This is a genomic window from Burkholderia sp. S-53 (assembly GCF_025560745.1).
GTDB classification, from domain to species: Bacteria; Pseudomonadota; Gammaproteobacteria; order Burkholderiales; family Burkholderiaceae; genus Burkholderia; species Burkholderia pyrrocinia.
On sequence record NZ_CP090483.1, the window covers coordinates 3,332,259 to 3,358,943 of the forward strand.

General features: G+C 68.4%; 23 protein-coding genes. 3 read left to right on the forward strand and 20 right to left on the reverse strand.

Going from position 1 to position 26,685, the window contains the following annotated elements; genetic code table 11:
* Window positions 1–20 precede the first annotated feature (20 nt).
* From LXM88_RS20500 to LXM88_RS20535, 8 genes are all read right to left on the reverse strand, one after another.
* Window positions 21–2,030: a sensor histidine kinase gene (locus tag LXM88_RS20500; protein ID WP_262536980.1), complete on the reverse strand. Its 2,010-nt coding sequence runs from the start codon at window positions 2,028–2,030 to the stop codon at window positions 21–23.
* Between the two features lie 4 nt (window positions 2,031–2,034).
* On the reverse strand, window positions 2,035–3,321 hold the full coding sequence (locus LXM88_RS20505; RefSeq protein ID WP_047899112.1) for a dicarboxylate/amino acid:cation symporter: 1,287 nt from the start codon (window positions 3,319–3,321) through the stop codon (window positions 2,035–2,037).
* A gap of 401 nt (window positions 3,322–3,722) precedes the next feature.
* Window positions 3,723–5,408 (reverse strand): cation acetate symporter, encoded by a 1,686-nt coding sequence (locus tag LXM88_RS20510; RefSeq protein WP_262536983.1) that lies wholly within the window; start codon window positions 5,406–5,408, stop codon window positions 3,723–3,725.
* 11 nt (window positions 5,409–5,419) lie between these two features.
* Window positions 5,420–5,725, reverse strand: coding sequence for a DUF485 domain-containing protein (locus LXM88_RS20515; protein WP_262536986.1), 306 nt, complete (start codon window positions 5,723–5,725; stop codon window positions 5,420–5,422).
* Between the two features lie 188 nt (window positions 5,726–5,913).
* Complete coding sequence (locus LXM88_RS20520; RefSeq protein ID WP_262536988.1) at window positions 5,914–7,119, reverse strand: CaiB/BaiF CoA transferase family protein; 1,206 nt, start codon at window positions 7,117–7,119, stop codon at window positions 5,914–5,916.
* Window positions 7,120–7,149: 30 nt separating this feature from the next.
* A complete protein-coding gene (locus LXM88_RS20525; protein ID WP_262536991.1) occupies window positions 7,150–8,298 on the reverse strand; it encodes an acyl-CoA dehydrogenase family protein in 1,149 nt (382 codons plus the stop codon).
* 14 nt (window positions 8,299–8,312) lie between these two features.
* A complete protein-coding gene (locus tag LXM88_RS20530) occupies window positions 8,313–9,521 on the reverse strand; it encodes an acyl-CoA dehydrogenase family protein (RefSeq protein ID WP_262536994.1) in 1,209 nt (402 codons plus the stop codon).
* A gap of 29 nt (window positions 9,522–9,550) precedes the next feature.
* Window positions 9,551–11,677: a 3-hydroxyacyl-CoA dehydrogenase NAD-binding domain-containing protein gene (locus tag LXM88_RS20535; RefSeq protein WP_262536996.1), complete on the reverse strand. Its 2,127-nt coding sequence runs from the start codon at window positions 11,675–11,677 to the stop codon at window positions 9,551–9,553.
* 236 nt (window positions 11,678–11,913) lie between these two features.
* Between LXM88_RS20535 and LXM88_RS20540 the strand changes: the two genes are divergently transcribed.
* Entirely contained in the window at window positions 11,914–12,876 is a 963-nt protein-coding gene (locus LXM88_RS20540; protein WP_262536998.1) for a LysR family transcriptional regulator, read from the forward strand.
* Window positions 12,877–12,947: 71 nt separating this feature from the next.
* Window positions 12,948–14,822, forward strand: a complete 1,875-nt coding sequence (ggt, locus tag LXM88_RS20545; protein WP_262537000.1) for a gamma-glutamyltransferase — start codon at window positions 12,948–12,950, stop codon at window positions 14,820–14,822.
* Window positions 14,823–14,883: 61 nt separating this feature from the next.
* Here ggt and LXM88_RS20550 read toward each other — a convergent pair whose 3' ends face one another.
* The 6 genes from LXM88_RS20550 to LXM88_RS20575 form a co-directional block, all read right to left on the reverse strand.
* Window positions 14,884–15,834 carry an ABC transporter permease subunit gene (locus LXM88_RS20550; RefSeq protein WP_262537002.1) on the reverse strand — a complete coding sequence of 317 codons (951 nt, stop codon included), beginning with the start codon at window positions 15,832–15,834 and terminating at the stop codon, window positions 14,884–14,886.
* Complete coding sequence (locus LXM88_RS20555) at window positions 15,831–16,628, reverse strand: taurine ABC transporter ATP-binding protein (RefSeq protein WP_262537003.1); 798 nt, start codon at window positions 16,626–16,628, stop codon at window positions 15,831–15,833. Before LXM88_RS20555 ends, LXM88_RS20550 begins: the two co-directional genes overlap by 4 nt.
* Window positions 16,629–16,658: 30 nt before the next feature.
* Window positions 16,659–17,675 (reverse strand): taurine ABC transporter substrate-binding protein, encoded by a 1,017-nt coding sequence (tauA, locus tag LXM88_RS20560; RefSeq protein ID WP_262537006.1) that lies wholly within the window; start codon window positions 17,673–17,675, stop codon window positions 16,659–16,661.
* 255 nt (window positions 17,676–17,930) lie between these two features.
* On the reverse strand, window positions 17,931–18,923 hold the full coding sequence (gene lipA, locus LXM88_RS20565) for a lipoyl synthase (protein ID WP_047899124.1): 993 nt from the start codon (window positions 18,921–18,923) through the stop codon (window positions 17,931–17,933).
* A complete protein-coding gene (gene lipB / locus LXM88_RS20570) occupies window positions 18,916–19,662 on the reverse strand; it encodes a lipoyl(octanoyl) transferase LipB (protein ID WP_262537011.1) in 747 nt (248 codons plus the stop codon). Before lipB ends, lipA begins: the two co-directional genes overlap by 8 nt.
* An 83-nt stretch (window positions 19,663–19,745) precedes the next feature.
* Window positions 19,746–20,072 (reverse strand): DUF2917 domain-containing protein, encoded by a 327-nt coding sequence (locus tag LXM88_RS20575; RefSeq protein WP_262537013.1) that lies wholly within the window; start codon window positions 20,070–20,072, stop codon window positions 19,746–19,748.
* A 102-nt stretch (window positions 20,073–20,174) separates the two neighbouring features.
* On the opposite strand from LXM88_RS20575, the gene LXM88_RS20580 reads away from it, so the two are divergent.
* Window positions 20,175–21,140, forward strand: a complete 966-nt coding sequence (locus LXM88_RS20580; protein ID WP_262537014.1) for a transcriptional regulator GcvA — start codon at window positions 20,175–20,177, stop codon at window positions 21,138–21,140.
* Here LXM88_RS20580 and LXM88_RS20585 read toward each other — a convergent pair.
* From LXM88_RS20585 to LXM88_RS20610, 6 genes are all read right to left on the reverse strand, one after another.
* Window positions 21,137–21,445: an HP0495 family protein gene (locus LXM88_RS20585; RefSeq protein WP_011546305.1), complete on the reverse strand. Its 309-nt coding sequence runs from the start codon at window positions 21,443–21,445 to the stop codon at window positions 21,137–21,139. The two genes, LXM88_RS20580 and LXM88_RS20585, sit on opposite strands and share 4 nt — an antisense overlap.
* Window positions 21,445–22,371 (reverse strand): D-amino acid aminotransferase, encoded by a 927-nt coding sequence (locus tag LXM88_RS20590; protein ID WP_262537032.1) that lies wholly within the window; start codon window positions 22,369–22,371, stop codon window positions 21,445–21,447. The genes LXM88_RS20585 and LXM88_RS20590 overlap by 1 nt, the downstream gene beginning before the upstream one ends.
* Before the next feature lie 48 nt (window positions 22,372–22,419).
* Entirely contained in the window at window positions 22,420–23,733 is a 1,314-nt protein-coding gene (locus LXM88_RS20595; protein ID WP_262537034.1) for a D-alanyl-D-alanine carboxypeptidase family protein, read from the reverse strand.
* Between the two features lie 652 nt (window positions 23,734–24,385).
* Window positions 24,386–25,030: an alpha/beta hydrolase gene (locus LXM88_RS20600; protein ID WP_047899129.1), complete on the reverse strand. Its 645-nt coding sequence runs from the start codon at window positions 25,028–25,030 to the stop codon at window positions 24,386–24,388.
* Window positions 25,031–25,043: 13 nt separating this feature from the next.
* Window positions 25,044–25,361, reverse strand: coding sequence for a (2Fe-2S) ferredoxin domain-containing protein (locus LXM88_RS20605; RefSeq protein ID WP_006485233.1), 318 nt, complete (start codon window positions 25,359–25,361; stop codon window positions 25,044–25,046).
* Between the two features lie 155 nt (window positions 25,362–25,516).
* Window positions 25,517–26,668, reverse strand: coding sequence for a VanZ family protein (locus tag LXM88_RS20610; protein ID WP_262537048.1), 1,152 nt, complete (start codon window positions 26,666–26,668; stop codon window positions 25,517–25,519).
* Window positions 26,669–26,685 lie beyond the last annotated feature (17 nt).

The following is a 26,685-nucleotide window of genomic DNA, read 5'->3' on the forward strand; positions in this document are numbered from 1 at the left end:
GGCCTGCTGCGGACACGTGCTCAATGCGAGCCCGCCGGCTCGGACACGGAGTCCGGATGATGCGTGCGCGCGCGCCGCAGCGTCAAGACGAACAGCGCGCCGCCCGACGGCGCGTTGCGCGCGGTCAGCGCACCGCCCGCGTCGCTCGCGATCGACGACGAAATCGCGAGGCCGAGCCCAAGCCCGCGCCCCATTTCCTTGGTCGTGAAGAACGGCTCGAACAGGCGCGGCAGCAGGTCGGGCGCGATGCCGGAGCCGTTGTCGCGCACCTCGACCGCGAGCGTCGCGGCCGACACCGCGATCGTCACTTCGATCGCAGGCGCCGCGACGCCCGCGACCGCGTCGAGCGCGTTGCCGAGCAGGTTGATCAGCACCTGTTCGAGGCGCAGGTCCTCGCAACGCGCGACGAGCTCGGGATAGTCCCGCGCCAGATCGAGCGGCGCGTCCTGCGCGGGCGACACGGTCGCGTCCTGCAGCGTCAGCGTGAGCGCGACGCCGCGCAGGCGATCGCCGAGCAGCGCCAGCACGCTGCGCAGCGCACGCACGACGAGCGCCCGTTCGTTGCGCGGCTTCGCGCGGCCGACGAACAGCTTCAACTGGTTCGTGATCTTGCCCATCCGCTCGGTGAGCGCGGCGATCGCCTCGAGGTTCTCGCGCGCGGCCGCCTGCTCGCCACGATCGAGCAGCACGCGCGTGTTGTCCGAGAAGCTGCGCAGCGCGGCGAGCGGCTGGTTCAGTTCATGCGTGATGCCGGCCGCCATCTGGCCGAGCGCGGCGAGCTTGCTCGCCTGGATCAGTTCGTCGTGCGCGGCGCGCAACTCCTGCTCCGCTCGAATCCGGTCGCCGACTTCCTTCTGCAATTGCTCGTTCGCTTCCGACAGGTCGGCCGTGCGCTCCTCGACGCGCCGGTTCAACTCCGCATACGCCTGCTGCAGCAGCGCCCGACCGCGAATCATTTCGCGCACGCGCGCGCGGCGCATCCGCCAGTAGAACGCCAGCAGCGCGACCGACACGAAGCCGAAGCCCGTGACGATCGTCGCGTTGCGCGCATCGGTGTCGACGGGCGCGATCGGCGCGAGCGTGACGAGCTGCCAGTCGGGCTCGCCGATCCGCCGCTTGCTGGCCAGGTAGCGCGGCGCGCGCCGGCCGGGCCCGAGGCGCACGATCTCCGCATCGGCGCCGAGCGTCTGCTCGACGCGCAGCGGCAGCGGCGTGACGGGCTGCTGCGCGTACTGGCGCGTCTCGTAGATCGACGCGGCAACGGGCCCCGTCAACGGGCGCAGCGTGTGGTACTTCCACGCGGGCACCGACGACAGGAACACGACGCCGTGATCGTCCACGACGACGAGCGGCTCGGACGCATCGGCGCCCTGGAACCATTCGAGATTGAGCTTCACGACGACGACGCCCGCGATCTTGCCGTCGCGCCACACGGGCTGCGAGATGTAGTAGCCGGGATCGCGCGAGATCGTGCCGATCCCGAAGAAGCGGCCGACCCGGCCGTTCATCGCGTCGAGGAAATACGGGCGGAAACGGTATTCGATCCCGACGAAGCTGTCGGGCGCGCGCCAGTTGCTGGCGGCGACGCACAGGCCGTCCGCGCCGATCACGTAGGTGACGGTCGCGTGCGCGTGTTCGTTGAGATCTTCGAGATAGCGGTTGACGCGCGCGGTGTAGTCGCCGCGCTTCGGCTCGGCGAGCAGGTCCTGCACATACGGATGGCTGCCGAGCAGATAAGGCAGCGATTCGTAGCGGTCGAGCGTGCTCTTGAGCGCGTTGGTGGTGCGGTCGACGCGCACCGCGGCGTTGCGCTGCAGCTCCGCGACGCCGCGCTGCCAGGTAATCGTCCACGTCAGCGCGCACGCCGCGACGAGCGCGGCGGCAAGCACGACGAGGATGAGCAGGCGGCGCGTCACGGTCGAGGCTTCCTGGCGATGCGGATCGCCTATTGTGTCATAGGCCTCCCTATCAACGCCTTGGCCGCCGCGTGCCGCGCCGCCGGCGGGCGGTGCCGCCGCCTGCTCCTTCATGATGTCAGACGCCGGCCGTCTCGGTCGTCGCAACCTCGCCGCCCTTCAGCGCCTGGCGCAGCTTGTCGCGGTCGAGCTCCTTCTCCCACGCGGACACGACGACCGTCGCGACGCCGTTGCCGACGATGTTGGTCAGCGCGCGGCATTCGCTCATGAAGCGGTCGATGCCGAGGATCAGCACCATGCCCGACAGTGGGATCGTCGGCACGACGGCCAGCGTCGCGGCGAGCGTGATGAAGCCCGCGCCCGTCACGCCGCTCGCGCCCTTCGACGTCAGCATCGCGACTGCCAGCAGCGTGAGCTGCTGCATCCACGTCAGTTCGATGTTGGTCGCCTGCGCGATGAACAGCACGGCCATCGTCATGTAGATGTTGGTGCCGTCGAGGTTGAACGAATAGCCGGTCGGCACGACGAGGCCGACGACCGAACGCGAGCAGCCGGCCTTCTCGAGCTTTTCCATCAGCTGCGGCAGCGCGGCTTCCGACGAGCTCGTACCGAGCACGATCAGCAGCTCTTCCTTGATGTAGGACACGAAGCGGATGATCGAGAAGCCCGTGAAGCGTGCGATCGCGCCGAGCACGACGAGCACGAACACGACCGACGTCAGGTAGAACGTGCCGATCAGCTTGAGCAGCGGCACCAGCGAGCCGACGCCGTACTTGCCGATCGTGAACGCCATCGCGCCGAACGCGCCGATCGGCGCCAGCTTCGTGACGATGTGCACGATGCCGAACAGCACGCGCGTGAGCCCGTCGATGAAGTCGGTGACGACCTTGCCACGCTCGCCGAGGTGCGCGAGCACGCTGCCGAACAGCAGCGCGATCAGCAGGATCTGCAGGATTTCGCCCTGCGCGAACGCGTCGACCATCGTGTTCGGGATGATGTGCATCAGGAAGTCGACCGTCGACTGCCCGTGCGCCTTCGCCGCGTAAGACGCGACTTCCTTGCCGTTCAGCGTCGCCGGATCGATGTTGAAGCCGACGCCCGGACGCAGGATGTGCGTGGCCGCGAGGCCGAGCAGCAGCGCGAAGGTCGACACGATCTCGAAGTACAGCAGCGCCTTGCCGCCGACGCGGCCCACCTTCTTCATGTCCTCCATGCCGGCGATGCCGGTGACGACCGTACAGAAGATGATCGGACCGATCACCATCTTGATCAGCTTGATGAACCCGTCGCCGAGCGGCTTCATGTCGGTGGCGAGCGCCGGGTAGTAGTGGCCGAGGATCACGCCGACGATGATGGCGAAGATCACCTGCACGTAGAGGACTTTGTAGAAGGGTTTCTTCTTCACGATGGTTCCTGCTGAAGTAGATGAGCCGATGGAAACGGCGTCACGCGCGCGGGCGAATGTCAGGGGAAAAGCATTCGCCCGCGCGGCTGCCGTGCCGCAACAAGCGATGCCTCAAGACATCCGGAGGGGGAGGAAGGCAGTGGTCATCGATTGTCTCCTGTCGACCCGAGTTAGCGCTTCAGCGCTTACTTGGGTCCCATGCAACGCTTGGTTTAATAGTCAGGCCGAGTGGGCGGCCGTGCGTTTTATATTGCAAGGTCGATGCCAGGTTTCCGGAGCCCCTCAAGCCGTTGTTTTCATTGTATTTCTCATAATGCGGCAGGCAAGGAAATCCAGCTTTCCGGATTTCCGGAAAATATCCGTCCGGCGATCCGGACGGATGGGCGCTTTAGTCAGACGAATCAGTGCTGCACGGCCTCGCCGGCCAGCAGGCCCGTCTGCGCATAGAACTCCTGCTGCGCGAACGCGTCGCGCTCGCGCCGCGCGCGCTCGCCGCGATCCGCGAGCGAGCCGACGACGATCCCGACGAACGCGAGCGGCACCGACACGAGCGCCGGGTTGTCGAGGAACACCGGCGCGTGCGCGTGGTGCAGCACGTCGACCCACACCGACTTCGACAGTACCGTGAGCGCCACCGCCGACCCGAGGCCGAGGCCGCCGCCGAGCACCGCGCCGCGCGTCGTCATCCCGCGCCAGAAGATCGACATCGCGAGCACCGGGAAATTCGCGCTCGCGGCCACCGCCGCGACGAGCCCGACCATGAACGCGACGTTCACGTGCTCGAACAGGATCGACAGCCCGATCGCGACGGCCGACAGCACGATCGTCGCCGCGCGCGAGATGCGCATCTCGAGGCGCTCGTCGGGCTTGCCGCGTGCCCACATCTGCGCGTACAGGTCGTGCGAGATCGTCGTCGCGCCGGCGAGCGTCAGGCCCGCGACCACCGCGAGGATCGTCGCGAACGTGACGGCCGCGATAAAGCCGTAGAACCAGTTCCCGCCGACCGCCTGCGCAAGCTTCACCGCGACCATGTTCGAACCGCCGAGCAGGTCGTGCGTCAGGTTGAACGTGCCGTCGGCGCCGAGCTTGAAGAACTCCGGATGCTGCGCGAGCAGCACGATCGCCGAGAAGCCGATCACGAAGGTCAGCAGGTAGAAGTAGCCGATGAAGCCGGTCGCGTAGAGCACCGACTTGCGCGCCTCCTTCGCGTTCGGCACCGTGAAGAAGCGCATCAGGATGTGCGGGAAGCCGGCCGTGCCGAACATCAGCGCGATGCCGAGCGACAGCGCGTTGGCCGGATCGCGGATCAGTTTGCCGGGCCCCATGATGCCGAGCGCGCCCGGATGCACGGCCACCGCGCGGCGGAACATCTCGTCGATGCTGAAGCCGAATTCGCCGAGCGCGAGCAACACGAGCAGCGTCGCGCCGCACAGCAGCAGCACGGCCTTGATCACCTGCACCCAGGTGGTCGCGGTCATCCCGCCGAAGAACACGTAGACGACCATCAGCACGCCGACGATCAGCTCCGCCGTGCCGTACGACAGCCCGAACAGCAGCTGGATCAGCTTGCCCGCGCCGACCATCTGCACGACGAGGTACAGCACGACGATCGTCAGCGCGTTCGCGGAGGTCAGCAGCCGGATCGGCCGCTGCGCGAAGCGGTACGCGACGACGTCGACGAACGTGAACTTGCCGAGGTTGCGCAGCGGCTCGGCGATCAGGAACATCACGAACGGCCAGCCGACCAGAAAGCCGATCGAGTAGATGAGCCCGTCGAAGCCGAACATGAACACCATGCCGGACAGCCCGAGGAACGACGCGGCCGACATGTAGTCGCCCGCGATCGCGAGGCCGTTCTGCAGCCCGGTGATGCCGCCGCCGGCCGTGTAGAAGTCGCGTGTCGAGCGCGTGCGGCGCGCGGCCCAGCGCGTGAGCGCGAGCGTCGCGAACACGAACGCGAAGAACATCCCGATCGCGACCGGGTTCAGCTCGACCTTGTCGGGCATCGGGCCCGCGACGGATACCGCGTGGGCGGCGGAGGAAACGAGAACGGCAAGCGCGCCGAGCGCGATCGATGTGCGTCGCATGTCGGCCTCCGTCAGGAACGCTGCAGGATCGCGTCGACCCGGCGGTCGAACGCACGATTCGCGCGCAGCACGTAGCACGCGGTCAGGCCGATCGCGACCAGGATGATCGCGACGCCCGCGGCGATCCCGACCGTCGTCGTCGCGCCGCGGTACAGCGGCGTCGCGAGCACGTGCGGCGCGAGCGCGACGAGCAGGATGAAGCCGTAGTAGGTCGCGATCATCAGCGCCGTCAGCGTGAAGCTGAAGCGGCGCCGCGCGCGCACGAGTTGCTGGTAGTCGCGGCGCGCCGTGACCGATTCGATGACGGAAAGCTCCATGGTGTCTCCTGTGTCGACCAGGGTTAGCGCTTTAGCGCTTACTCCGGTCCCATGCTTCGCGGTCGACTGGAGTCAGCGCTTCAACGCCTCCTCCAATCCCCGCAGGGCGCCTCGTCGTTTCGCGAGGATTGTCTTGTAGATGGCCGGCGCGTCAACCGATCCGCCCGCGCCGCGGCGGAAAAAACGCGTTACACGATGCGATCCGCACGCAGCCGCGCGACCTCGTCGGCCGACATCCCGAGCCAGCCGCCGAGCACCGCGTCCGTATCCGCACCGAGCACCGGCGGCGCGCCGCGCACCGGCAGCCGTGCGCCGTCGAAGCGATACGGCGGCGCGAGCACGTCGACGCCACCCGCGACCGGATGCGGCTGCCGCGTGACGAGCCCCGCGCGGGTCGCGCGCTCGGACCTCAGCGCTTCGTGCAGCCCGAGCACTTCGCCGCACGGAATGCCCGCATCGGCGAGCGCCGCAAGCAGCGTCGCGCGCGACCGGCGCGCGAGTTCGCGGCGCAGCTCGGGCAGCAACTCGGCACGGTTTTCAGAGCGGCCAAGGTTGGTCTTGTAGCGCGCGTCGGCCGCGAGGTCGGGCCGCTCGATCGCGTCGCAAAAGCGCGCGAACTGCGTGTTGTTGCCGACGGTGATCACGAGCGGGCCGTCGGCCGCGTCGAACACGCCATACGGCACGATCGACGGATGCGCGTTGCCGTAGCGCGGCGGGTCCTCGCCCATCAGCAGCGCGTCGAGCCCGTAGTACGCGGTGATCATCAGCCCGCAGTCGAACAGCGCCATCTCGATGCGTCGCCCGCGCCCGGTCGCATGGCGCTCGTACAGCGCGGCGAGGATCGCCTGCGCCGAATACATGCCGGTGAACAGGTCGACCGCCGCGACGCCGAACTTCAGCGGCGGCTGGCCGGCCTCGCCGTTCAGCGCCATCAGCCCGGCCTCGCCCTGCACGACGAGGTCGTAGCCGGGCCGCGCGGCCTCGGCGCCCGAACGGTCGTAGCCGGAGATCGCGCAGTGCACGAGGCGCGGATTCAGTTCGGCCAGCGCGTCGTAGCCGAGGCCGAGCTTTTCCGCGCCGCCGAACTTGAAGTTGTGGACCAGCACGTCGGCCTGCGCGGCCAGTTCGCGCGCGACGCGCTGCCCTGCTTCGGTCTGCAGGTCCAGGCAGATCGAACGCTTGCTGCGATTCACGCTGTTGAAATAGGTCGTCTCGGTATCGCCGATCCGCAGCCCCCAGTCGCGCGTGTCGTCGCCGCGCGACGGATGCTCGACCTTGATCACTTCCGCACCGAAATCGGCGAGCACCATCGCACACCACGGGCCCGCGAGCACGCGCGAGAAATCGAGCACCTTCACGCCGGCCAGCGGCAATGCGCGCGCTTCGTTCGTCATCCTTGTCTCCTCCATTCGCTGTGTCCGCTTTTACTGTTTCGACAGCGCGATGTAGCGCGCGAGATGGTGATCCTCGTCGCCGAGCTGGTGATCGATCATCACGAGGCGCTTCGCGTAATGCGACAGCGGCAGCTCCCACGTCATCCCGATCCCGCCGTGCAACTGGATGCTCTCTTCGGCGACGAGCGTGCCGATCCGGCCGATGCTGACCTTCGCCGCCGCAAGCGCGCGCTCGCGCACCGCGCGCGGCGCATCGAGCTGCGCGGCCGCGTTGATCACGGCCGAGCGCGCCTGCTCGACTTCGAGCAGCAGGTCGGCCATCCGGTGCTGCAGCGCCTGGAAGCTGCCGATCGGGATACCGAACTGCTTGCGCGTGCGCAGGTATTCGAGCGTGTACTCCTTCGCAACGTCCATCGCGCCGAGCGCTTCCGCCGACAGCGCGAGCAGCCCGTAGCCGAGCACGCGTTCGAGCAGCGCAGCGCCTGCTTCACCGTCGTGATCGCCGCCCGGCACGCCGAGCGCGGCATCGGCCGGCAGCGCGACGCGATCGAAGCGCACCTCGGCCGCACGGCCGCCGTCGATTTTCCTGTAGTCGCGCAACGACACGCCCGGCGCATCGGCCGGCACGACGAACAGGCCGATGCCGGCCACATCGTCGTCGTGGCCGGACGTGCGCGCGCTGACGACGAAGAACGCCGCCTGCGCGGCCTGGTCGACGACACCCTTCGCGCCCGTCAGCACCCAGCCGTCGCCCGAGCGTTCGGCGCGCGTGCGCACGGTCGTCAGTTCGTAGTGCGAGCCCGGCTCGTCGTGCGCGAACGCGGCGCTCGCGCTGCCGTCGATCAGTGCCGCGAGCTTGTCGCGATGTGTGTCGCCGCCAGCCAGCGACAGCGCGCGGCCGGCCAGCAACGCGCCGAGGAACGGCTCGACGACGAGCCCGCGCCCGAGGCATTCGAACACCACGGCGATATCGAAGCCCGCACCGCCGAAACCGCCGTCGGCTTCGGCAAACAGCGCGCCGACCGTGCCGAGCTCGGCAAAGCGCTGCCACATCGCGCGATCGAAGCCTTCGGCCGACTGCGCGATGCGATCGCGCACCGGGAACGCGTACTGTTCGGCGATGAAGCGGTTCAACGTGTCCGCCAGCATCCGGCGGTCTTCTGTGTGCTGGAAATCCATCGTCGCGTCCCTCGTTACAGCCCGAGCATCATCTTCGCGATGATGTTCTTCTGGATCTCGTTCGAGCCGCCGAAGATCGACAGCTTGCGGTTGTTGAAGTACTGCTGCGCGGCGCTCGCGGCGTCGTCCGGGCCGACCGGTTCGCCGGCGTAATCGGCATCGAGCGCTGCGTCGACGAACGGCAGCGCGTACGGCCCCATCGCGCGCCGCATCAGCGACGTGATCTCCTGGCGGATCTGCGTGCCGCGGATCTTCAGCATCGAGCTTTCCGCGCCCGGCGCGCCGCCGCCCGCGACCGCGGCCAGCACGCGCAGGTTGGTCGTGCGCATGTTCTCGAGCTCGATCTCGACACGCGCGACGCGTGCTGCGAAGAACGGATCGTCCGCGAGCGGCCTGCCGTTCTTCGTCACCTTCGCGGCGACCGCGCGCAACCGGTCGAGCGCGGCCGTCGAGAAGCCGATCCCGGCGATGTTGGTGCGCTCGTACGTGAGCAGGTATTTCGCGTAGGTCCAGCCGCGGTTCTCTTCGCCGACGAGGTTTTCCGCCGGCACGCGCACGTCGGTGAAGAACACCTCGTTCACCTCGTGCTCGCCGTCGAGCGTGATGATCGGGCGCACGTCGACGCCCGGCGTGTTCATGTCGATCAGCAGGAAGCTGATGCCCTCCTGCTTGCGCACGTCGGTCGCGGTACGCACGAGGCAGAAGATCATGTTCGCGTAGTGGCCGAGCGTGGTCCACGTCTTCTGGCCGTTCACGATGTAGTGCTCGCCCTGCGCGTCGAACCCGCGCACCGCGCTCGTCTTCACCGCCGCCAGATCGGAACCGGCGCCTGGCTCCGAGTAGCCCTGGCACCACCAGTCGGTGCCGTCGAGGATGCGCGGCAGCCAGTGGCGCTTTTGCGCTTCGCTGCCGTACTTGATCAGCACGGGGCCGAGCATGTTCACGCCGAACGGCACGATGCGCGGCGCACCGGCGAGCGCGCATTCGTTGTCGAACAGGAACTTCTGCGCGACGCTCCAGCCGGGGCCGCCGTATTCGCGCGGCCAGTGGCTCGCGAGCCAGCCGCGCGCGTTGAGGATCGCGTGCCATTCGCGCATGTCGTCGCGCGTGAGGTGCAGGCCGCCCTTCACCTGGCGCGCGATGCGCTCGGGCAGTTCGGCTTGCAGGAAGCGCTGCACTTCCGTGCGGAAGGCTTCCTCTTCGGGAGTGAAATCGAGGTCCATCTTCGGTCCGTTGCGAATGCGGTTGGCGTTCAGTCGATGCGGTTCAGGCTCGCGAAATCCGCGCCGCGCGCGACGAGATCGACGAGCAGCGGCGACGGCTTCCAGAACAGCGGGTCTTCCTTCGCGAATGCGCGGATATCGGCGAGCACGTTCGCGAGGCCGATGGTGTCCGCGTAGTGCATCGGGCCGCCGCGATAGCGCGGGAAGCCGTAGCCGTACAGGAACACCGCGTCGACGTCGAGCGGGCGCAGCGCGATCTTCTGGTGCACGACGTTCGCGCCTTCGTTGATCATCGCGGCCATATAGCGGCGCAGGATCTCGTCGTCGGTGAACGTGCGCGGCGTGACGCCCTTCTTCGCGCGTTCTTCCGCGACGGTCGCTTCGACTTCCGGGTCCGGCGTGCCGACGCGCGCGCCGTCCGGATACAGGTAGTAGCCGCGCGACGTCTTCTGCCCGAACCAGCCGCGCTCGCACAGCCGGTCGGAAATCTCCACGTAGCGCGCGCGCGGATCGCGCGTCGCCGCGCGGCGCTTGCGGGTCGCCCAGCCGATGTCGCCGCCGGCGAGATCGACGACCTGGAACGGCCCCATCGGGAAGCCGAATGCGCGCACTGCACGATCGATCTGGTACGGCGACGCGCCGTCTTCCATCAGGTAGTCGGCGGCCGTGCGATAGACGGCGAGGATCCGGTTGCCGATGAAGCCGTCGCATACGCCCGCGCGCACCGGCGTCTTCTTCAACTGCTTGGCCAGCGCGAACGCGGTCGCGACGACATCCGCGCTCACGCGCGCCGGCACGACGATCTCGAGCAGCTTCATCACGTTGGCCGGCGAGAAGAAATGCAGGCCGATCACGTCGGCAGGCCGGTCGATGCTCGCGGCCAGTTCGTCGATGTCGAGATACGACGTGTTGGTCGCCAGCACCGCGCCCGGCTTGCAGACGCGCGCGAGCTCGGCGAACACGGCCTGCTTCACGGCCATGTCCTCGAACACGGCCTCGATCACGACGTCGGCCTGCGCGAGCGCGTCGTACGACGTGCTGCCCTTGAAGCGCGCGAGCCGCGCCGCGTGCGCGGCCGGCGTCATCCGCCCTTTCGCGACGAGGCCGTCGTACACCTTCTCGACGTGCGCGCGGCCGCGTGCAAGCGACGCTTCGTCGCGTTCGATCATCGTCACCGGCAGCCCGGCGTCGAGCGCCGCGACCGCGATGCCCGCGCCCATCGTGCCGCCGCCGACCACGCCGATCCGCTCGACCGGCCGTGCGCTCGCGCGGCGCGCCTCGGGCGCTTTCGCCGCTTCGCGCTCCGCGAAGAACGCATGCACGAGGCCCGCGCGCTGCGGGCTGTCGATGCACTGCAGGAACAGGCTGCGCTCGAGCTTCATCCCCGCGTCGAACGACTGCGTGAGCGCGGCCTCGACCGCTTCGACGATCTTCGCCGGCGAGAACAGCCCGCGCGATTTCTTCGGCAGGTCCGCGCGCGCCGCGTCGATCGCGGCCTGCGCAGCCGCGCGATCGGCGAGCCCCCGCGCATCGCGCGTGCGGCGCACCGGCGCGCCGAGCGACACGAGTTCCTGCGCATACGCGAGGCCTTCGGCGAGCGTGTCGTCGCTGTGCGCGACGCGGTCGACGAGGCCGAGCGCGAGCGCTTCGTCCGCACTCGCGTGGCGGCCCGTCAGCATCAGGTCGAGCGCGGCCTTCGCACCGATCAGGCGCGGCGCGCGCTGCGTGCCGCCCGCACCGGGCAGCAGGCCGAGCGTCACTTCGGGCAGCCCGAGCTTCGCGCCGGGCACCGCGAGCCGGTAATGAGCGGCGAGTGCGACTTCGAGCCCGCCGCCGAGCGTCGCGCCGTGCAGCGCGACCACGACCGGCTTCGCGCTCGACTCGATCCGCTCGCACACGTCGGGCAGCGACGGCGGCACCGGCGGCTTGCCGAATTCGCGGATGTCGGCGCCCGCGATGAAGTTGCGGCCGGCGCCCACGATCAGCACCGCGCGGATCGCGTCGTCGGCCTGCGCGGCGTCGAGCGCATCGGCCAGGCCGCGCCGCACGTTGGCGGACAGCGCGTTGACGGGCGGGTGGTCGATCGTGACGACGAGCACCTTGTCGCGCCGCTCGCGCGTGACCGTGCCTGCTTGGGGTGTGATGGGTGAATTCATGAAGTCTCCTGCTCTTCAGCGCTGACTGCGGCCCCACGCTTTGCGGCCCTGTTCGTCCGGCAGGCCGCAACGATCGCAAGCGATCCGCAAGAAGATCCGGCTCGACGCCAGACATGCACCGATTCTCGATTGATCGAGATTCATTGACAATTCCCGCACGCCTTTACAAGCTGTCAAGTCTGACTTGACATTGAATGCTTTCCGACCGTTAAACGGGCCGGATCAGGAGCACACGCATGGACCTGAACGCGCTGACGCTGCTCGTCGAGATCCTCGACGCCGGCAATCTCAGCAAGGCCGCGCAGCGGCTCAAGATGAGCCGCGCGAACGTCAGCTACCGGCTGAACCAGCTCGAGCGCTCGATCGGCCAGCAGCTCGTGCGGCGCACGACGCGGCGCATCGAGCCGACGGAGATCGGGCTGAAGCTGTACGAGCACGGCCGGCGCATCCGCAACGAGCTGCTCGCCGCGGAGGAATCGGTGACGACGCTCGGCCAGGACCTGCAGGGCCGCGTGCGGCTGTCGGTGCCGAGCGGCTATGGGCAAATGGTGATGTCCGAATGGCTGCTCGCGTTCAAGCGGCTGCACCCGGGCATCGTGCTCGACGTCGTGTTCGAGAATCGCGTGGAAGACCTGATGCGCGACGAGATCGACATCGCGGTGCGCGTGATGCCCGAGCCGCCGCAGAACCTCGTCGCGCGCGACATGGGCGCGGTGCGCTACGTCGCGTGCGCGTCGGCCGCATTCGCGGCCGCGCACGGGATGCCGGCAAGCCTCGGCGCGCTGGCCGCCGCGCCGGTCGTCACCGCGACGGTGATGGGCCGCCAGCTCAGGATCGCCGCGTATCTCGGCGACGAGCGCCACGAGGTGCTGCTCGAACCCACGCTGATTTCGGAGAACTTCCTGTTCCTGCGCCAGGCGATCCTCGCCGGGATCGGCGTCGGCATCGTGCCCGACTACGTGATGCAGGACGACATGCGGCGCGGCGCCGTCGTCACGTCGCTCGACGCGTACCGGCTCAGCATCTTCGGCACGCACATGTACATGCTCTACATGCCGAACCGGCACCACACGCGCGCGACGTCGACGTTCATAGAGTTCATCCTCGAACAGGCCGGGAAGACCGGCCGGGGCGGGCCCGGCGGGATGCGTCAGGGTTTCCTGTCGGGTGACAATCCGCCGGGCGCGCGGCGACAATAGCGCGCCGGGGCGCGCAGCCCCGTTGCGCCCGCACCATCGCTTCATTCGAATTCACTGCTGCCGAGGGTTCAATGTTCGACCGGATTCGTCCGCATTCGCGTCCCTGGACGCTGCTCGCCGCCATCGCGCTCGTCGCGTTCAACGCCGGCTGCACGTCCCCGTCCGCACCGTCGGGCGCCGTCGTTCCGGTTGCTCCCGCTTCGGGCGCCGCCGTCCCGCTGCCCGGCTTCCATGCGCCCGAGCTGTCGTCCGGCTGGGTCGACAAGCCGGGCTGGACGTCGCAGCACAGCATGATCGCGGCCGCGAACCCGCTGGCGACGCAGGCCGGCTACGAGATGCTGAAGGCCGGCGGCACCGCGATCGACGCCGCGATCGCGACGCAGATGGTGCTCGCGCTCGTCGAACCGCAATCGTCGGGAATCGGCGGCGGCGCGTTCATGCTGTACTTCGACGGCAAGGCGACGCAGGCATACGACGGCCGCGAAACCGCGCCCGCCGCCGCGACCGACCGGCTGTTCAACGGGCCGACCGGCCAGCCGATGGGCTTCTACGAAGGCGTCGTCGGCGGGCGCTCGGTCGGCACCCCGGGCGTGCTGCGCATGCTCGACGCCGCGCACCGCGCACACGGCAAGCTGCCGTGGCGCCGGCTGTTCCAGCCCGCGATCCGGCTCGCCGAGCACGGCTTCACGATCGGCCCGCGGCTCGCGACGCTGATCGCAAACGACCAGTACCTGAAGAACGACCCGGCCGCGCGCGCGTATTTCTACAACCCGGACGGCACGCCGAAGGCGGCCGGCACGGTGCTGAAGAACCCCGCGCTCGCGACCGTGCTGCGCCAGGTCGCCGACCGCGGCGCGAACGCGTTCTACTCCGGCGCGATCGCGCGCGACATCGTCACCAAGGTGCGCAAGCACCCGACCAATCCGGGCCTGCTGTCGCTGCAGGATCTCGCGCACTACAAGGCGAAGGTGCGCGCGCCGCTGTGCGCCGACTACCGGCGCTCGGTCGTCTGCGGGATGCCGCCGCCGTCGTCGGGCGGCCTCGCGATCGCGCAGATTCTCGGCATCCTCGAGGCGATGCCCGACTGGCAGCAGATCGGCGCGCAGAAGCCGGTGCGCAACGACGTCGGCTACGAGCCGACGCCGTTCGCCGCGCACCTGTTCAGCGAAGCCGGGCGCCTCGCGTATGCGGACCGCGCACGCTATGTCGCCGATCCCGAGTTCGTGTCGCTGCCGGGCGGCAACTGGGCGAGCCTCACCGACAAGACCTATCTCGCGCAGCGCGCGCGCCTGATCGGCGACAGCAGCATGGGCATCGCGCAAGCCGGCACGCCGCAGGGCGCGACGCTCGCGATGGCCGACGACCGCAGCCCCGAATTGCCGTCGACGTCCGACATCGCGATCGTCGACCGCTACGGCCAGGCGCTGTCGATGACGACCAGCATCGAGGATGCGTTCGGCTCGCGGCTGATGGTGCGCGGCTTCATGCTGAACAACCAGCTCACCGATTTCTCGTTCGTGTCGAACGACAACGGCCGGCCGGTCGCAAACCGCGTGCAGCCCGGCAAGCGGCCGCGCTCGGCGATGTCGCCGGAACTCGTGTTCGACAAGAAGACGAAGCAGGTGACGATGATCGTCGGCTCGGCCGGCGGCCCCGCGATCATCAATCACGTCGCGAAGACGCTGGTCGGCGTGCTCGACTGGGGGATGACGATGCAGCAGGCGATCGCGCTGCCGAACTTCGGGTCGATGAACGGGCCGACGCAGCTCGAGCGCGGCCGCGTGTCGGACGCGCTCGCCGACGGGCTGAAGGGCCGCGGGCACGACGTGCAGGTCGTCGAGATGAACTCGGGGCTGCAGGGAATCCAGCGGCTGAACGTGCAGGGGCAGACGGTGTGGTTCGGCGGCGCGGACCCGCGACGTGAAGGGATCGCGATGGGGGATTGAGTGCGGAAGGCCGGGGCGGCGCGTGTGCGTCGCCCGAGTCGCCTGCGTTGCCCGCGTCGCGTCAACCCCTCCCCTTCCACGGCACCACCCGCCGCTCGACCCACCGCATCGCGAGGTCGAACAGCCACGCGATCGCGCCGATGATCAGGATCCCCATCACGACGATGTCCGTACGCAGGAAGCTCGATGCGTTCAGCACCATCTGCCCGAGCCCGGCCGTCGCGGCGACCATCTCGGCCGCGACCAGCGTCGTCCAGCCGAAGCCGATCGCGATCCGCAGCCCCGTGAGGATCTCCGGCAGCGCGGCCGGCAGCACCACGTGGCGCACGATCTGCGCGAAGCTGCCGCCGAGCGAATACGCGGCGTTGATCTGCTCGACCGTGGCCGCGCGCACGCCGGCGCGCGCAGCCATCGCGATCGGCGCGAAGCACGCGAGGAAGATCACGACGAGCTTCGCCGTTTCGTCGATGCCGAACCAGATCACGACGAGCGGCAGGTATGCGAGCGGCGGCAGCGGCCGGTAGAACTCCAGCAACGGATCGAGCACGCCGCGCGCGACGCGGCTCACGCCCATCAGGATGCCGGCCGGCACGCCGATCGCGGTCGCGATCAGGAACGCGCCGAACACGCGCGCGGCGCTCCACAGCAGATGCTCGGACAGCGGCAGGCCGCCCTGGATGCGGCCGTGCCACGCGTCGACGAAGGCCGTCCACACGGCTTCCGGCGCGGGCAGGAACAGCGGCGGCAGCCACTGCCGGTGCGTCGCGACCCACCACAGCACGGCCAGCGCCGCAACCGTCGCCGCGCTCAGCCCTGCGGTCTTGCCCTGCCCCGGCAAGCGGTAGCGGCGCGCCGCCGCGGGACGCCACGTCGTGTGTTCGTCCTGCTCGAAACCAGCGGCCGTAGGATCGGCCGTCCACGTATCCTGCGTGCTCATGCTGTCCTGCCTGTGCAAAGTGCTGTTCCGGCCGCGCCCGACGGCCACGCCCTGCCGCGCGAGCTCGCTCGTCATGCGGCTTCCCCGACGGCTTCGTCGCGATGCAGGTAGGCGATCAGCCGCTCTCGCCACGCGATGAATTCCGAGGAAGACTTCACCGCGCGCGCATCGCGCGTTTCGACGTAGCGGCGCGCAAACGGCAACTCGAAAGTCTCGGCGATCCGGCCCGGGCCCGGCGTCATCACGACGAGACGCGTCGCGAGGAACAGCGCCTCCTCGACGTCGTGCGTGATGAAGAACACCGTCTTGCCGGTGCGCGCCCACACGTCGAGCACGAGCGCCTGCATCGTGCCGCGCGTCATCGCGTCGAGCGCGCCCATCGGCTCGTCCATCAGCAGCACCCGCGGGTCGCTCGCGAGTGCGCGCGCGATGCCGACCCGCTGCTGCATCCCGCCCGACAGTTCGTACACGCGCGCATGCGCATGCTTGTCGAGCCCGACCAGCGCGAGCATCTCGCGCGCCCGCGCGTAGCGCTCGGCCTTCGACACGCTTGCGAAACGCAGCCCGAGCGCGACGTTGTCGAGCACGTCGAGCCACGGCAACAGCGCGTATTTCTGGAACACGACGCCGCGATCGGCACCGGGGCCCGTGACCGGCACGCCGTCGACGCGCACGTCGCCGGTCGTCGGCGCGACGAAGCCGGCCATGCAGTTCAGCAGCGTCGTCTTTCCGCACCCGGACGCGCCGAGCGCGACGACGAACTCACCGGCATCGATGCGCAGGTCGACGCGCGCGAGCGCCTGCGTCGTCGGCCGTCCGCGCTCGCCCGGATAGGCAACCGATACCTGACGGACTTCCAGCGTGCTCATGATCGAGGGCTCCGCAATAAATCACCGCGCTCAGCGCGCGGCCTTCTGCACGAATTGCGGATCGACGCCGGCCGAATAGTCGGCCAGCACCGTCTGGATCGTGCCCTGCGATTTGAGGAACGTGGCGGTGGCCGCGAGCGACTTCGCGGCGCCCGATTGCGCACCGCCGCCGAGCCACGTCGGCGACGCCTGCTCGGCCGGCGTCGGGAATGCGTAGAGCGCGAGACTGGCCGGCACGTCCTGCACGTTCGCGCCGGACACCTTCGCCACCGCCGCGACCTGCGGCGACCCGGCTTTCCACGCAGCCGCATGCGCGCGGTAGTCGGCATCGGCGGCCGCGAGCACCTTCACGAAGCGCGTGACGAACTCGGGGTTCTCGCGCGCGAACTTGCGGCTCACGACGAAACCGTCGAAGGTTGCCTTGCCACTTTCTTTCGCAACCTGGCCCGACGTCGTCAGCACGGTGCCCGATTGCTTGACCTTCGCCAGCACGGGATCCCAGATATAGGTCGCGTCGATGTCGCCGCGCGCCCAGGCGGCCGCGACTTCGGGCGGACGCAGGTTGACGATCTTCACGTCGTTCGGATTGACGCCCGCGGCCTGCAGCGCGACGAGCGTATGGAAATGCGACGTCGACACGAACGGCACGCCGATCTTCCTGCCCTTCAGCGCCGCGATGTTCGCGACGCCCGAGCCGTTGCGCGCGACGAGCGCCTCGGCATCGTTGATGTTGTCGAGCACCCAGAACAGCGAGATGTCGAGCCCCTGCGACAGGCCGGCCGCGATCGGGCTCGACCCGGCTTCGCCGAGCTGCACGGAGCCCGACGCGAGCGCGCGGATCACGTCGGCGCCGCTGTCGAGCTTGCGGAACGTGACTTTGTAGCCGGTCGCCTTTTCGACTTCACCGCTCGCCTGCGCATAGCGCCACGGCACGACCATGTCCTGGTACGCGATCACGACTTCGCGCGATTCGGCGTGCGCCGCGCCGAACGCGGCCAGGGCGGTCAGCGCGACGACGGCGCGGCGGATGAAGCTGAAACGGGACATGCGGCTCTCCTTCGGAATGCGGGCATTGCTGCGGGAGAGCCGACTATAGGAGCTTTGCGCGCGGCGGGAGCGAACTTATCCTGCGAAGCTATCGATGCCGTTCGAGCTTTGCTTTCCACGCTCGATTGGATCGCGCGTCCGGTCGGATGGCGAATGTCGTGCGGGGGCACGGACGGCGGCCGCACCAACAAAAAAGCCCGCATCGCTGCGGGCTTGTTCGACTGCGTGAAGGCTGCAGTGACGCTAACGCGGCGCTCAGACCACCCCGGCCCCATGCGCCTGCAGATCGGCGTGATAGCTCGAACGCACCATCGCGCCGACGGCCGCGTGCGTGAAGCCCATCTTGTACGCCTCTTCCTCGTACATCTTGAACGTATCCGGATGCACGTACGCACGCACCGGCAGGTGGTGCTCGGACGGCTGCAGGTACTGGCCGATCGTCAGCATGTCGACGTCGTGCGCGCGCAGGTCGCGCATCACCTGCAGGATTTCCTCTTCCGTCTCGCCGAGGCCGACCATCAGGCCCGACTTCGTCGCGACGTGCGGATGCAGCGCCTTGAAATCCTTCAGCAGCTTCAGCGAGTGCGCGTAGTCCGAACCCGGGCGCGCTTCCTTGTACAGGCGCGGCACCGTTTCGAGGTTGTGGTTCATCACGTCGGGCGGCGCGGCGTTCAGGATCGAGATCGCGCGATCGAGACGGCCACGGAAGTCCGGCGTCAGGATCTCGATGCGCGTGTCCGGCGACTGCGCGCGCGTTTCGCGGATGCATTCGACGAAGTGGGCGGCGCCGCCGTCGCGCAAGTCGTCGCGGTCGACGCTCGTGATCACCACGTACTTGAGCTTCAGCGCGGCGATCGTGCGCGCGAGGTTCTTCGGCTCGTCGGTGTCGAGCGGATCGGGGCGGCCGTGGCCGACGTCGCAGAACGGGCAGCGGCGCGTGCACTTGTCGCCCATGATCATGAACGTCGCAGTGCCCTTGCCGAAGCATTCGCCGATGTTCGGGCAGCTCGCTTCCTCGCACACGGTGTGCAGGTTGTGCTCGCGCAGGATCGTCTTGATCTCGTTGAAACGCGAGCTGCCGGTGGCCGCCTTCACGCGGATCCACTCGGGCTTCTTCAGCTTCTCGATCGGAATGACCTTGATCGGGATGCGCGCCGTCTTCGCCTGCGCCTTCTGCTTGGCGGTCGGATCGTAGGCAGGGGTCGCGGCCGAATCGGCCGGTGCGGGAGAAGCGGTAACGTCAGTCATTCGATTGTTCCAGTGCCTGCGGCTTGTCGGCGGCCGCGGATGCGCCGTCGAGGTTGGCGATCAGACGGCGCACCAGCGTGTGGGCGACGTCGTTCCAGTCGGCGGCAACCTCGAGGCTCGCCATGTCGACAGTTTCCAGTCCGGCATAGCCGCACGGGTTGATCGCAAGAAACGGGCGCAGATCCATCTTCACGTTCAGGCTCAGCCCGTGATAGCTGCAGCCGTTGCGGATCTTCAGGCCGAGGGCCGCGATTTTCGCGCCTTCGTGCACGCCGGACGCCACGTAGATCCCGGGCGCGCCCGCCTTGCGGACCGAAGCGAGATTATACGCCGCGAGGGTTTCGATCACGGCCTCCTCGATCTTCGTGACCAGCGTGCGCACCATCAGCTTGCGCCGGCGCAGGTCCAGCAGCAGGTAGGCGACGATCTGGCCGGGGCCGTGATAAGTGATTTGCCCGCCGCGGTCGACCTTCACGAGCGGCACGCCGCTGTCGGCCACCAGCAGGTGGGCCGGGTCGCCCGCCTGGCCGAGCGTGTAGACCGGCGGATGCTCGACCAGCCAGATCTCGTCGCCGGTGTCGGCCGTGCGCGTGTCGGTGAACGCGCGCATTGCGTCGAAGCTCGTTTCGTAGGTCTCGACGCCCCGCCAGCGCACGGTGACCGGCTGAACCGGCGATTCGGCGGGCGATGCGGAAACGGCGACAGGCGTGGACACGATGGAAACCGGCGAAACGGACATGGGCGGTAGTTTACCGAAAACCCATGGGTCTCGCCGGCCTTGGAAAGGGACGGATTGTCAGTATCCGTCGGAGGAAATGATCGTCAGACAGTACGCCATCCGTCGTGGAGCAGCGCGGAGACGCGTTCGCGCAGCCGTGCCAGCCCGCTGAGCGCGACCTCCCTGGTCGGCCGCGACACCGAGAACGCGACGCACGCGCCCTCCTGGCCTTCCGCGCTGAGCCACAGCCGCTCGCCGCGACGCAGCTTCAGCGTCTCGCCGTCGACCAGGAAGTAGTCGTCGACGTCGTTGCTGCGCGTGGCCCAGACCGGCCCGCTCTGGACGATCAGCCGCGTGCTGCGTTGCACCTTCATCGGCACGGTTTCGCCCACGGGGATTTCGAACGTGATGCTTGAGGAAATTTCTTGCATGATCGACTCCGCCAAAAAGTGCTTCGATGGCTACAATCGTAGTCACTTCAAGGCGTCCGACCAAACGACCAATTTTCACGTAGATGTGAGGAAAATTAGCAAATGGACCTCCGCCAGCTGCCTGCGCTGAACGCGATTCGCGCGTTCGAAGCCGCCGCCCGTCACGAGAATTTCTCGCGCGCCGCCGACGAGCTGTACGTCACGCACGGCGCGGTCAGCCACCAGGTGCGCGCGCTCGAGGAGGAGCTCGGCGTGCAGCTTTTCACGCGCAACGGCAAGCGGCTGTGCCTGACCGGCGCCGGCATGCGCTACGCGCAGCAGATCCGCACCGCGCTGATGGTGATCGCCGACGCGACGCGCGACGTGCGCGCGAGCGACCGCGACCGGCGGCTCGTGGTGTCGATGCTGTCGTCGTTTGCCGCGCGCTTCATCACGCCGCGCATCGGCACGTTCATCGAGCGCCATCCGGAAATCGACGTCGAGCTGCAGTCGACCAACTCGCTCACCGATTTCGCGCGCGACGACGTCGATCTCGCGATCCGCTTCGGCTTCGGCAGCTATCCGGGGCTGCATGTCGAGCCGCTGTTCGAGGAGGTGTTCTTTCCGGCGTGCGCACCGACGCTGAACGGCGGCAAGCTGCCGCAGACGCCCGCCGATCTCGTGCACTACAACCTGCTGCGCTCGGACGACGAGCTGTGGCGGCCGTGGTTCGACGCGGCGGGGCTCGATACGCTGACCGAGCCGAAGCGGGGGATTCTGTACCAGGATTCGTCGAACCTGCTGCTGGCCGCGATCGACGGCCAGGGCATCGCGCTCGTGCGCCGCTCGCTCGCGGTGCACGACCTGCTGGACGGGCGCATCGTGCGCCTGTTCGACATCGACGGGCCGAGCCCGTGGCACTATTTTTTCGTGTGTCCGCCGCCGCTGCTGAACACGCCGCGCGTGCAGGCGTTCAGGACCTGGCTGCTCGACGAAGTCGCCGAATACAAACGGCTGTGCGACGAGCTGGACGCGCGGCGCGCGGCGGGGAAGACCCCCGCCGAGTACGCGCAGGAAGGAGGCGCTTAGAGTACGACCTTGACCATCGGATGGCCGGTCAGTGCGCGGTAGATGTTGTCGAGTTGTTCCTGGCTCGTCGCGCGCACGGTGATCGTGAGGCCCGTGTAATTGCCGCCGCTCGACGCGCGCTCCTCGATCTTCTCGACATCGATTTCGTTGTCGTGAACGGCGACGACCTTGAAGATCGTGTCCTTGAACTCGGGGTGCGCCTTGCCCATGATCTTGATCGGGAAATCGCACGGGAACTCCAGCAGCGACTCCTTCCGGGTCTCGATCGCGCCGGTGACCTCGACGGTTTTGGTCGGTTCGCTCATCATTTTCTCCGGGTTAGGTCAAACTGTTCAAACTCGCGTGCCTTCGCACGCTGGTATGCGTCATACAGTGCCGCGAACACGGGGCCCGGCTTGCCGCCCTGCACGGGCAGATCGTCGAGCGACGTGACGGGCAGCACTTCCTTCGTGGCCGACGTGATCATGATTTCGTCGGCCGCGCGCAACTCCGTTTCGCTGATCTCGCGCGCGACGAACGGAATGCCGCATTCGTCGGCAAGTTGCTCGACCAGCGCGTAACGGATCCCCTCGAGGATCTTGTTGCTGCGCGGCGGCGCGAGCAGCTCGCCGTTCTTCACGATCCACACGTTCGACGACGAGCCTTCGGTCAGGTAGCCGTCGCGCAGTTGCAGCGTCTCGAACGCATCGCGTTCCGCCGCATGCTGCGCCATCAGCACGTTGCCGAGCAGCGAGATCGACTTGATGTCGCAATGCAGCCAGCGGCGATCCTCGGCCGTCACGCAGCGCACGCCGTTCGCGCGCTCCTCTTCCGACGGCAGGCGCAGCGGGCTCGTCATCGCGAACACCGTCGGCACCACGTTCGCCGGGAACGCATGGCCGCGCTTCGCGACGCCGCGCGTCACCTGCAGGTAGACGAGCGCATTGCCGTCGCCGAGGCCTTCGGCATTCGCCGCGACGACGCGCTCGATCAGCGCGCGCCAGCCGGCCGCGTCGTGCGGATTCTCGATGCCGATCTTCTTCAGGCTGCGCGCGAGCCGCTCCAGATGCTGCTCGATCCGGAACGGCACGTGCGCGCCATCGTGCGCATAAACGGGGACGACTTCATACACGCCATCGCCGAAGATGAACCCGCGGTCGAGCACCGGGACACGGGCTTCGGACAGCGGCACCAGCTCCTCCCGCGACGAGACGCTGAGGTAGACGATCGGTTCGAATTCGGCTTGGCTCATGGCTATGACAGATGGGGATGAAGTCGTGAAAACAAAGGCCCGTCGTGCTTACTTCTTCTTGCTGAACATCAGCAGGATCGAGTCCCAGATACGCCCGAAGATACCCGCTTCCGGCACGGCCTGCAGCGCGACGACCGGGAATTCGGACAGCGTCTTGCCGTCGGCGACGATCTTCACGGTGCCGACCTGCTGGCCTGCCGCGAGCGGTGCGATCAGCGGCGCGTTGACGTCGACTTCCGTCTTGACCTTGTCGCCGAGGCCGCGCGGCACGGTCGCCCACTGGTCGACCTTCACGCCGACCTGCACGGTGTTGTCCTTGCCCTTGTAGATACGCGGCGTCGAGATCGCTTGGCCGCCCTTGAACAGGCGCACCGAATCGAACGCGCTGTAGCCGTAGTTCAGCATCTTCATGCTGTCCTGCGTGCGCTCGCCTTCCTTCTGCTCGCCCATCATCACCGACACCAGGCGGCGCTGGCCGTCGACGCCCGGGATCGCGCGCTTCGCCGACGCGATCAGGCAGTAGCCGGCCGCCTGCGTATGGCCCGTCTTCAGGCCGTCGACCGTCGGGTCGAGCCACAGCAGACGGTTGCGGTTGCCCTGGCGGATGTTGTTGTACTTGAATTCCTTCTCCGAGAAGATGCTGTAGTACTGCGGAAAATCGCGGATCAGGTGCGCGGACAGCTTCGCGAGGTCGCCGGCCGTCGTGTAGTGGTTCGGGTCGGGCATGCCGTTCACGTCGGCGAAGTGCGTGCCCTTCATGCCGAGGCGCTGCGCCTCGTCGTTCATCAGCGTGACGAACTGCCCTTCGCTGCCGCCGACGAGTTCGGCCAGCGCGATCGCGGCGTCGTTGCCCGACTGGATGATCATCCCGTACACGAGGTCGTGCACGGACACCGGCTTGTCCGCCTCGATGAACATGCGCGACTCGTCGGTGCCGACGCGGCGCACCGCAGCGCTCGGCGTGACGATCTGCTCCATCGAGATCTTCTTCTTGTCGAGCGCCTCGAACACGAGGTAGGCCGTCATCAGCTTCGTCAGCGATGCGGGCTCGACGCGCTCGTCCGCATTGCCCGATGCGAGCACCGTGTTGCTCGTCGCATCGACGAGCACCCACGAGCGCGCGTTCACGCCCGGCGGCGGCACCGCGCCCGGCATGTAGGTCGCGGGCGCGCCGGTGAACTGCTCGGCGGCGGCCGGCGCCGCATGCGCGGCCTTGGCCTTGGCGGCCGGCTTCGCCTCGGCGACGACGATCGTCGACGCGAGCGCGACAGGCAGCATCACGCCGAGCGCGACGTTGCGCGCGGCGGTGCCGAAGGCGATGGAGGAAGCGAGGGACTTGAGGCCTTGGGGAGACAGACGCATGATCGATTCAGGCTGATGGCAGAAAGTGCGGTGCGAAACGCGCAGGGTTGAACGGCAAGGCGGCGGGCGTTTCGGGCACTCGCCCGACATCGTCGGGCGACGCGAAACGCGCCGGTTGGACTCGTGCGGACGCGATCGGTTCGCGACCGTCGCGAGCGGGCGGACAGGCGGCGAAACGAGCGCCGCATGGGCCCAGCCGGGCCGCGGGCGACGCGAAATGCGGCCATTATACGTGGCCGCGAATGGCGTTTTCGGGAACCGGGTGTCGTGTCCCGTGCCGGACGGTGCCGATGTACCCGAGGATTCGTGCTCGTGGCAACGCGCAAACCGCAGCGAGACGCAGCGGTAAGCAGCCGCATCGCGAGGATTTGCAACGCCGCCATGGACGCGAAGGCGCAGTACACCCGTGCCGATCGGCGCCGAACACCGCACGCTCGCAGGACGGCAGCACACAGGCTTCAGGAGGATAGCGCGGGCGCGCTGCGGGAAATCGCTCGAAGCGGCGCGAAAGGCGCGCGCAGGTAGGGTGCAAGTCGGGTTGCGCCGCGCGGTGCGGCGCGATGTCGCGCGGGTGGATCGCGCATCCGGCGGGTGCCGGATGTCGGGTACGCGACGCGAGCCGCCGGCCGTTACGCCGGCGCCCGCGTGCCGGCTAGCGCCATGCGTCGACGATGATGCGCTTCAGCACATGCAGCTTGCGATGGAGGAAATGCTCGGCGCCGGGGATCACGACGACCGGCAGCTCCTGCGGCCGCGCCCAGTCGTACACCGATGCGATCGGCACCGTGTCGTCGGTTTCGCCGTGGATCACGAGCGTGTTCTCCGGCACGTCGGCCACCTGCCAGCGGCTCGCGGCCGTGCCGACGAACACCATCCGCTCGATCGACTCGCCCGCGTCGCGCAGTCGCTTCGCAACATGCGACAGCACGAAGGTGCCGAACGAGAATCCCGCGAGCACGAGCGGCAGGTCCGCATACGCGGGCTGCGCGCGCATGTGCGCGAGCACCGCGAGCAGGTCGTCGGCCTCGCCGGTGCCGTTGTCGTGCACGCCTTCGGTCGCGCCGACGCCGCGGAAGTTCGACCGGTAGACCACGTAGTCGAGCTGCACGAGCGTGCGTGCCAGGGTCTGCGCGACCTTGTTGTCCATCGTGCCGCCGAACAGCGGGTGCGGATGCGCGACGAGCGCGATGCCGCGCGGCGCGGCGCCGCCTTCGCGCACGGCGTCGGGCAGGTCGACCGCGATTTCGATCTGCCCGACCGGGCCCGCGATCAGCGATTTCTGCGTATGAACGTTCATTCGGCCGGCCCGCTCAGATCTTCAGGCGATCGACGACCTTGCCGTCGCGCAGGTGCGATTCGACGATCTCGTCGATGTCGGCCTGATCGACGTACGTGTACCACGTGCCTTCCGGATACACGACCATCACGGGCCCTTCCTCGCAGCGGTCGAGGCAGCCGGCCTTGTTGATGCGAACCTTGCCGGGCCCCGCGAGGCCGAGTTCCTTCACGCGCTTCTTCGCGTATTCCTGCATGGTCTGCGCATCGCATTGCGCGCAGCTCGGCCGTTCGGCGCCCGGGTCGCGCTGGTTCAGGCAGAAGAAGACGTGGTGCTGGTAGTAGGAATCCATGATGGTGACGAGCGGCCCGGCGCGATGCCGTGCGAAAAGAGGAGCGATTGCCGTTGCGCGATGCAACGGATGATGTTGCGGACGATTATAGCGACCGGCGCGCGCCGCTGCCCGCGCCGCGATAGCGCGGCGGCGGCCCTGCCCGGATCGCCGCGTCAGCGCCGCACCGCGGCCGGCAGCCACGCGCGCTCGACGCGCTGGCCGAGCCAGATCAGCGCCGCGTAGGGCCAGATCCAGGCGAGCCAGCGCGCGATGCTGTTGAAGTGCACGTAGCGGCCCTGCCGCCAGCCCGACAGCGTGAAGTCGAAGAACGGATTGACCGGCAGCAGGTTGACGAGCGCCACGCCGGCCAGCAACGCAAGCGCCGCGAGCGTCGCACGCCAGGTCGCCGGCACGCGCAGCGCGACGAGCGCGGCCGCGAAACCGAGCTCGATGCCGAGCCGCGCGCCGGGCGTCGCCCACACGACGACGAGCCCGGTGGCCGACTGCATGAACGTCGCGGCCGCCTTCAGCACGAGCGTCGCGATGACGAGCGCGATCAGCAGCCGGATGCGCGGCGCGCGCGGCCGCATCGCGAGCGACGCGATCGCCAGCGCGGCGAACAGCATCAGCCCGCCGAGCGCGGCCTCCCACGCGGAGTCGGACAACCAGCCGTCGACGCGCTCGGGCCATTCGCTCACGCGCCACGCGGCCGGCAGCCACGCGAGCAGCGTGTCCTGCATCGACGCGTCGGCGCGCTCCCACAGCGCGGCCGGCCAGTCGCCGATGCCGAACAGGAACGGCGACGGAAACAGGATCGCGAACGGCCACAGTCCGGCGAGCAGCAGCGGCGTCGCGCCGTCGGGCTCGAACCACGCGAAGCGCAGCCGGCGCAGCGCGCCGCGATCGAGCAGCGCCCCGGTGGCCGGCGCGACGAGCGCCGCGCCCAGCAGCGCGCCGAGCGCGTTGGACGCGAGATCGAGATTCGACGCGACGCGCGTCGGCAGGTAGGTCTGCAGCGCCTCCATCGAGCCGGACAGCAGCACGCCGAGCGCGCCCGCGATCAGCGTCGCAGGCACCCCGCGCCAGCGCGGGTGCAGCGCGAGCACGCCAAGCGCGCCGAACGGCAAATAACCGAGCACGTTCGTGACCACGTCGAACGCGGTCACATAGCGCTGCATCGGCGCGAACAGGTAGTCGAACGGCCCGATGCCGAGCGACACCCAGCCTTCGAACGGATACAGCGACGCGTAGACGATGAGCGCAGCGTAAGCGGCAAAGGCCTGCCGCGCGAGCGGCGATGTGCGATGCGTGCCGGTCGCGTTCATCGCGGCTGCACGGTGCG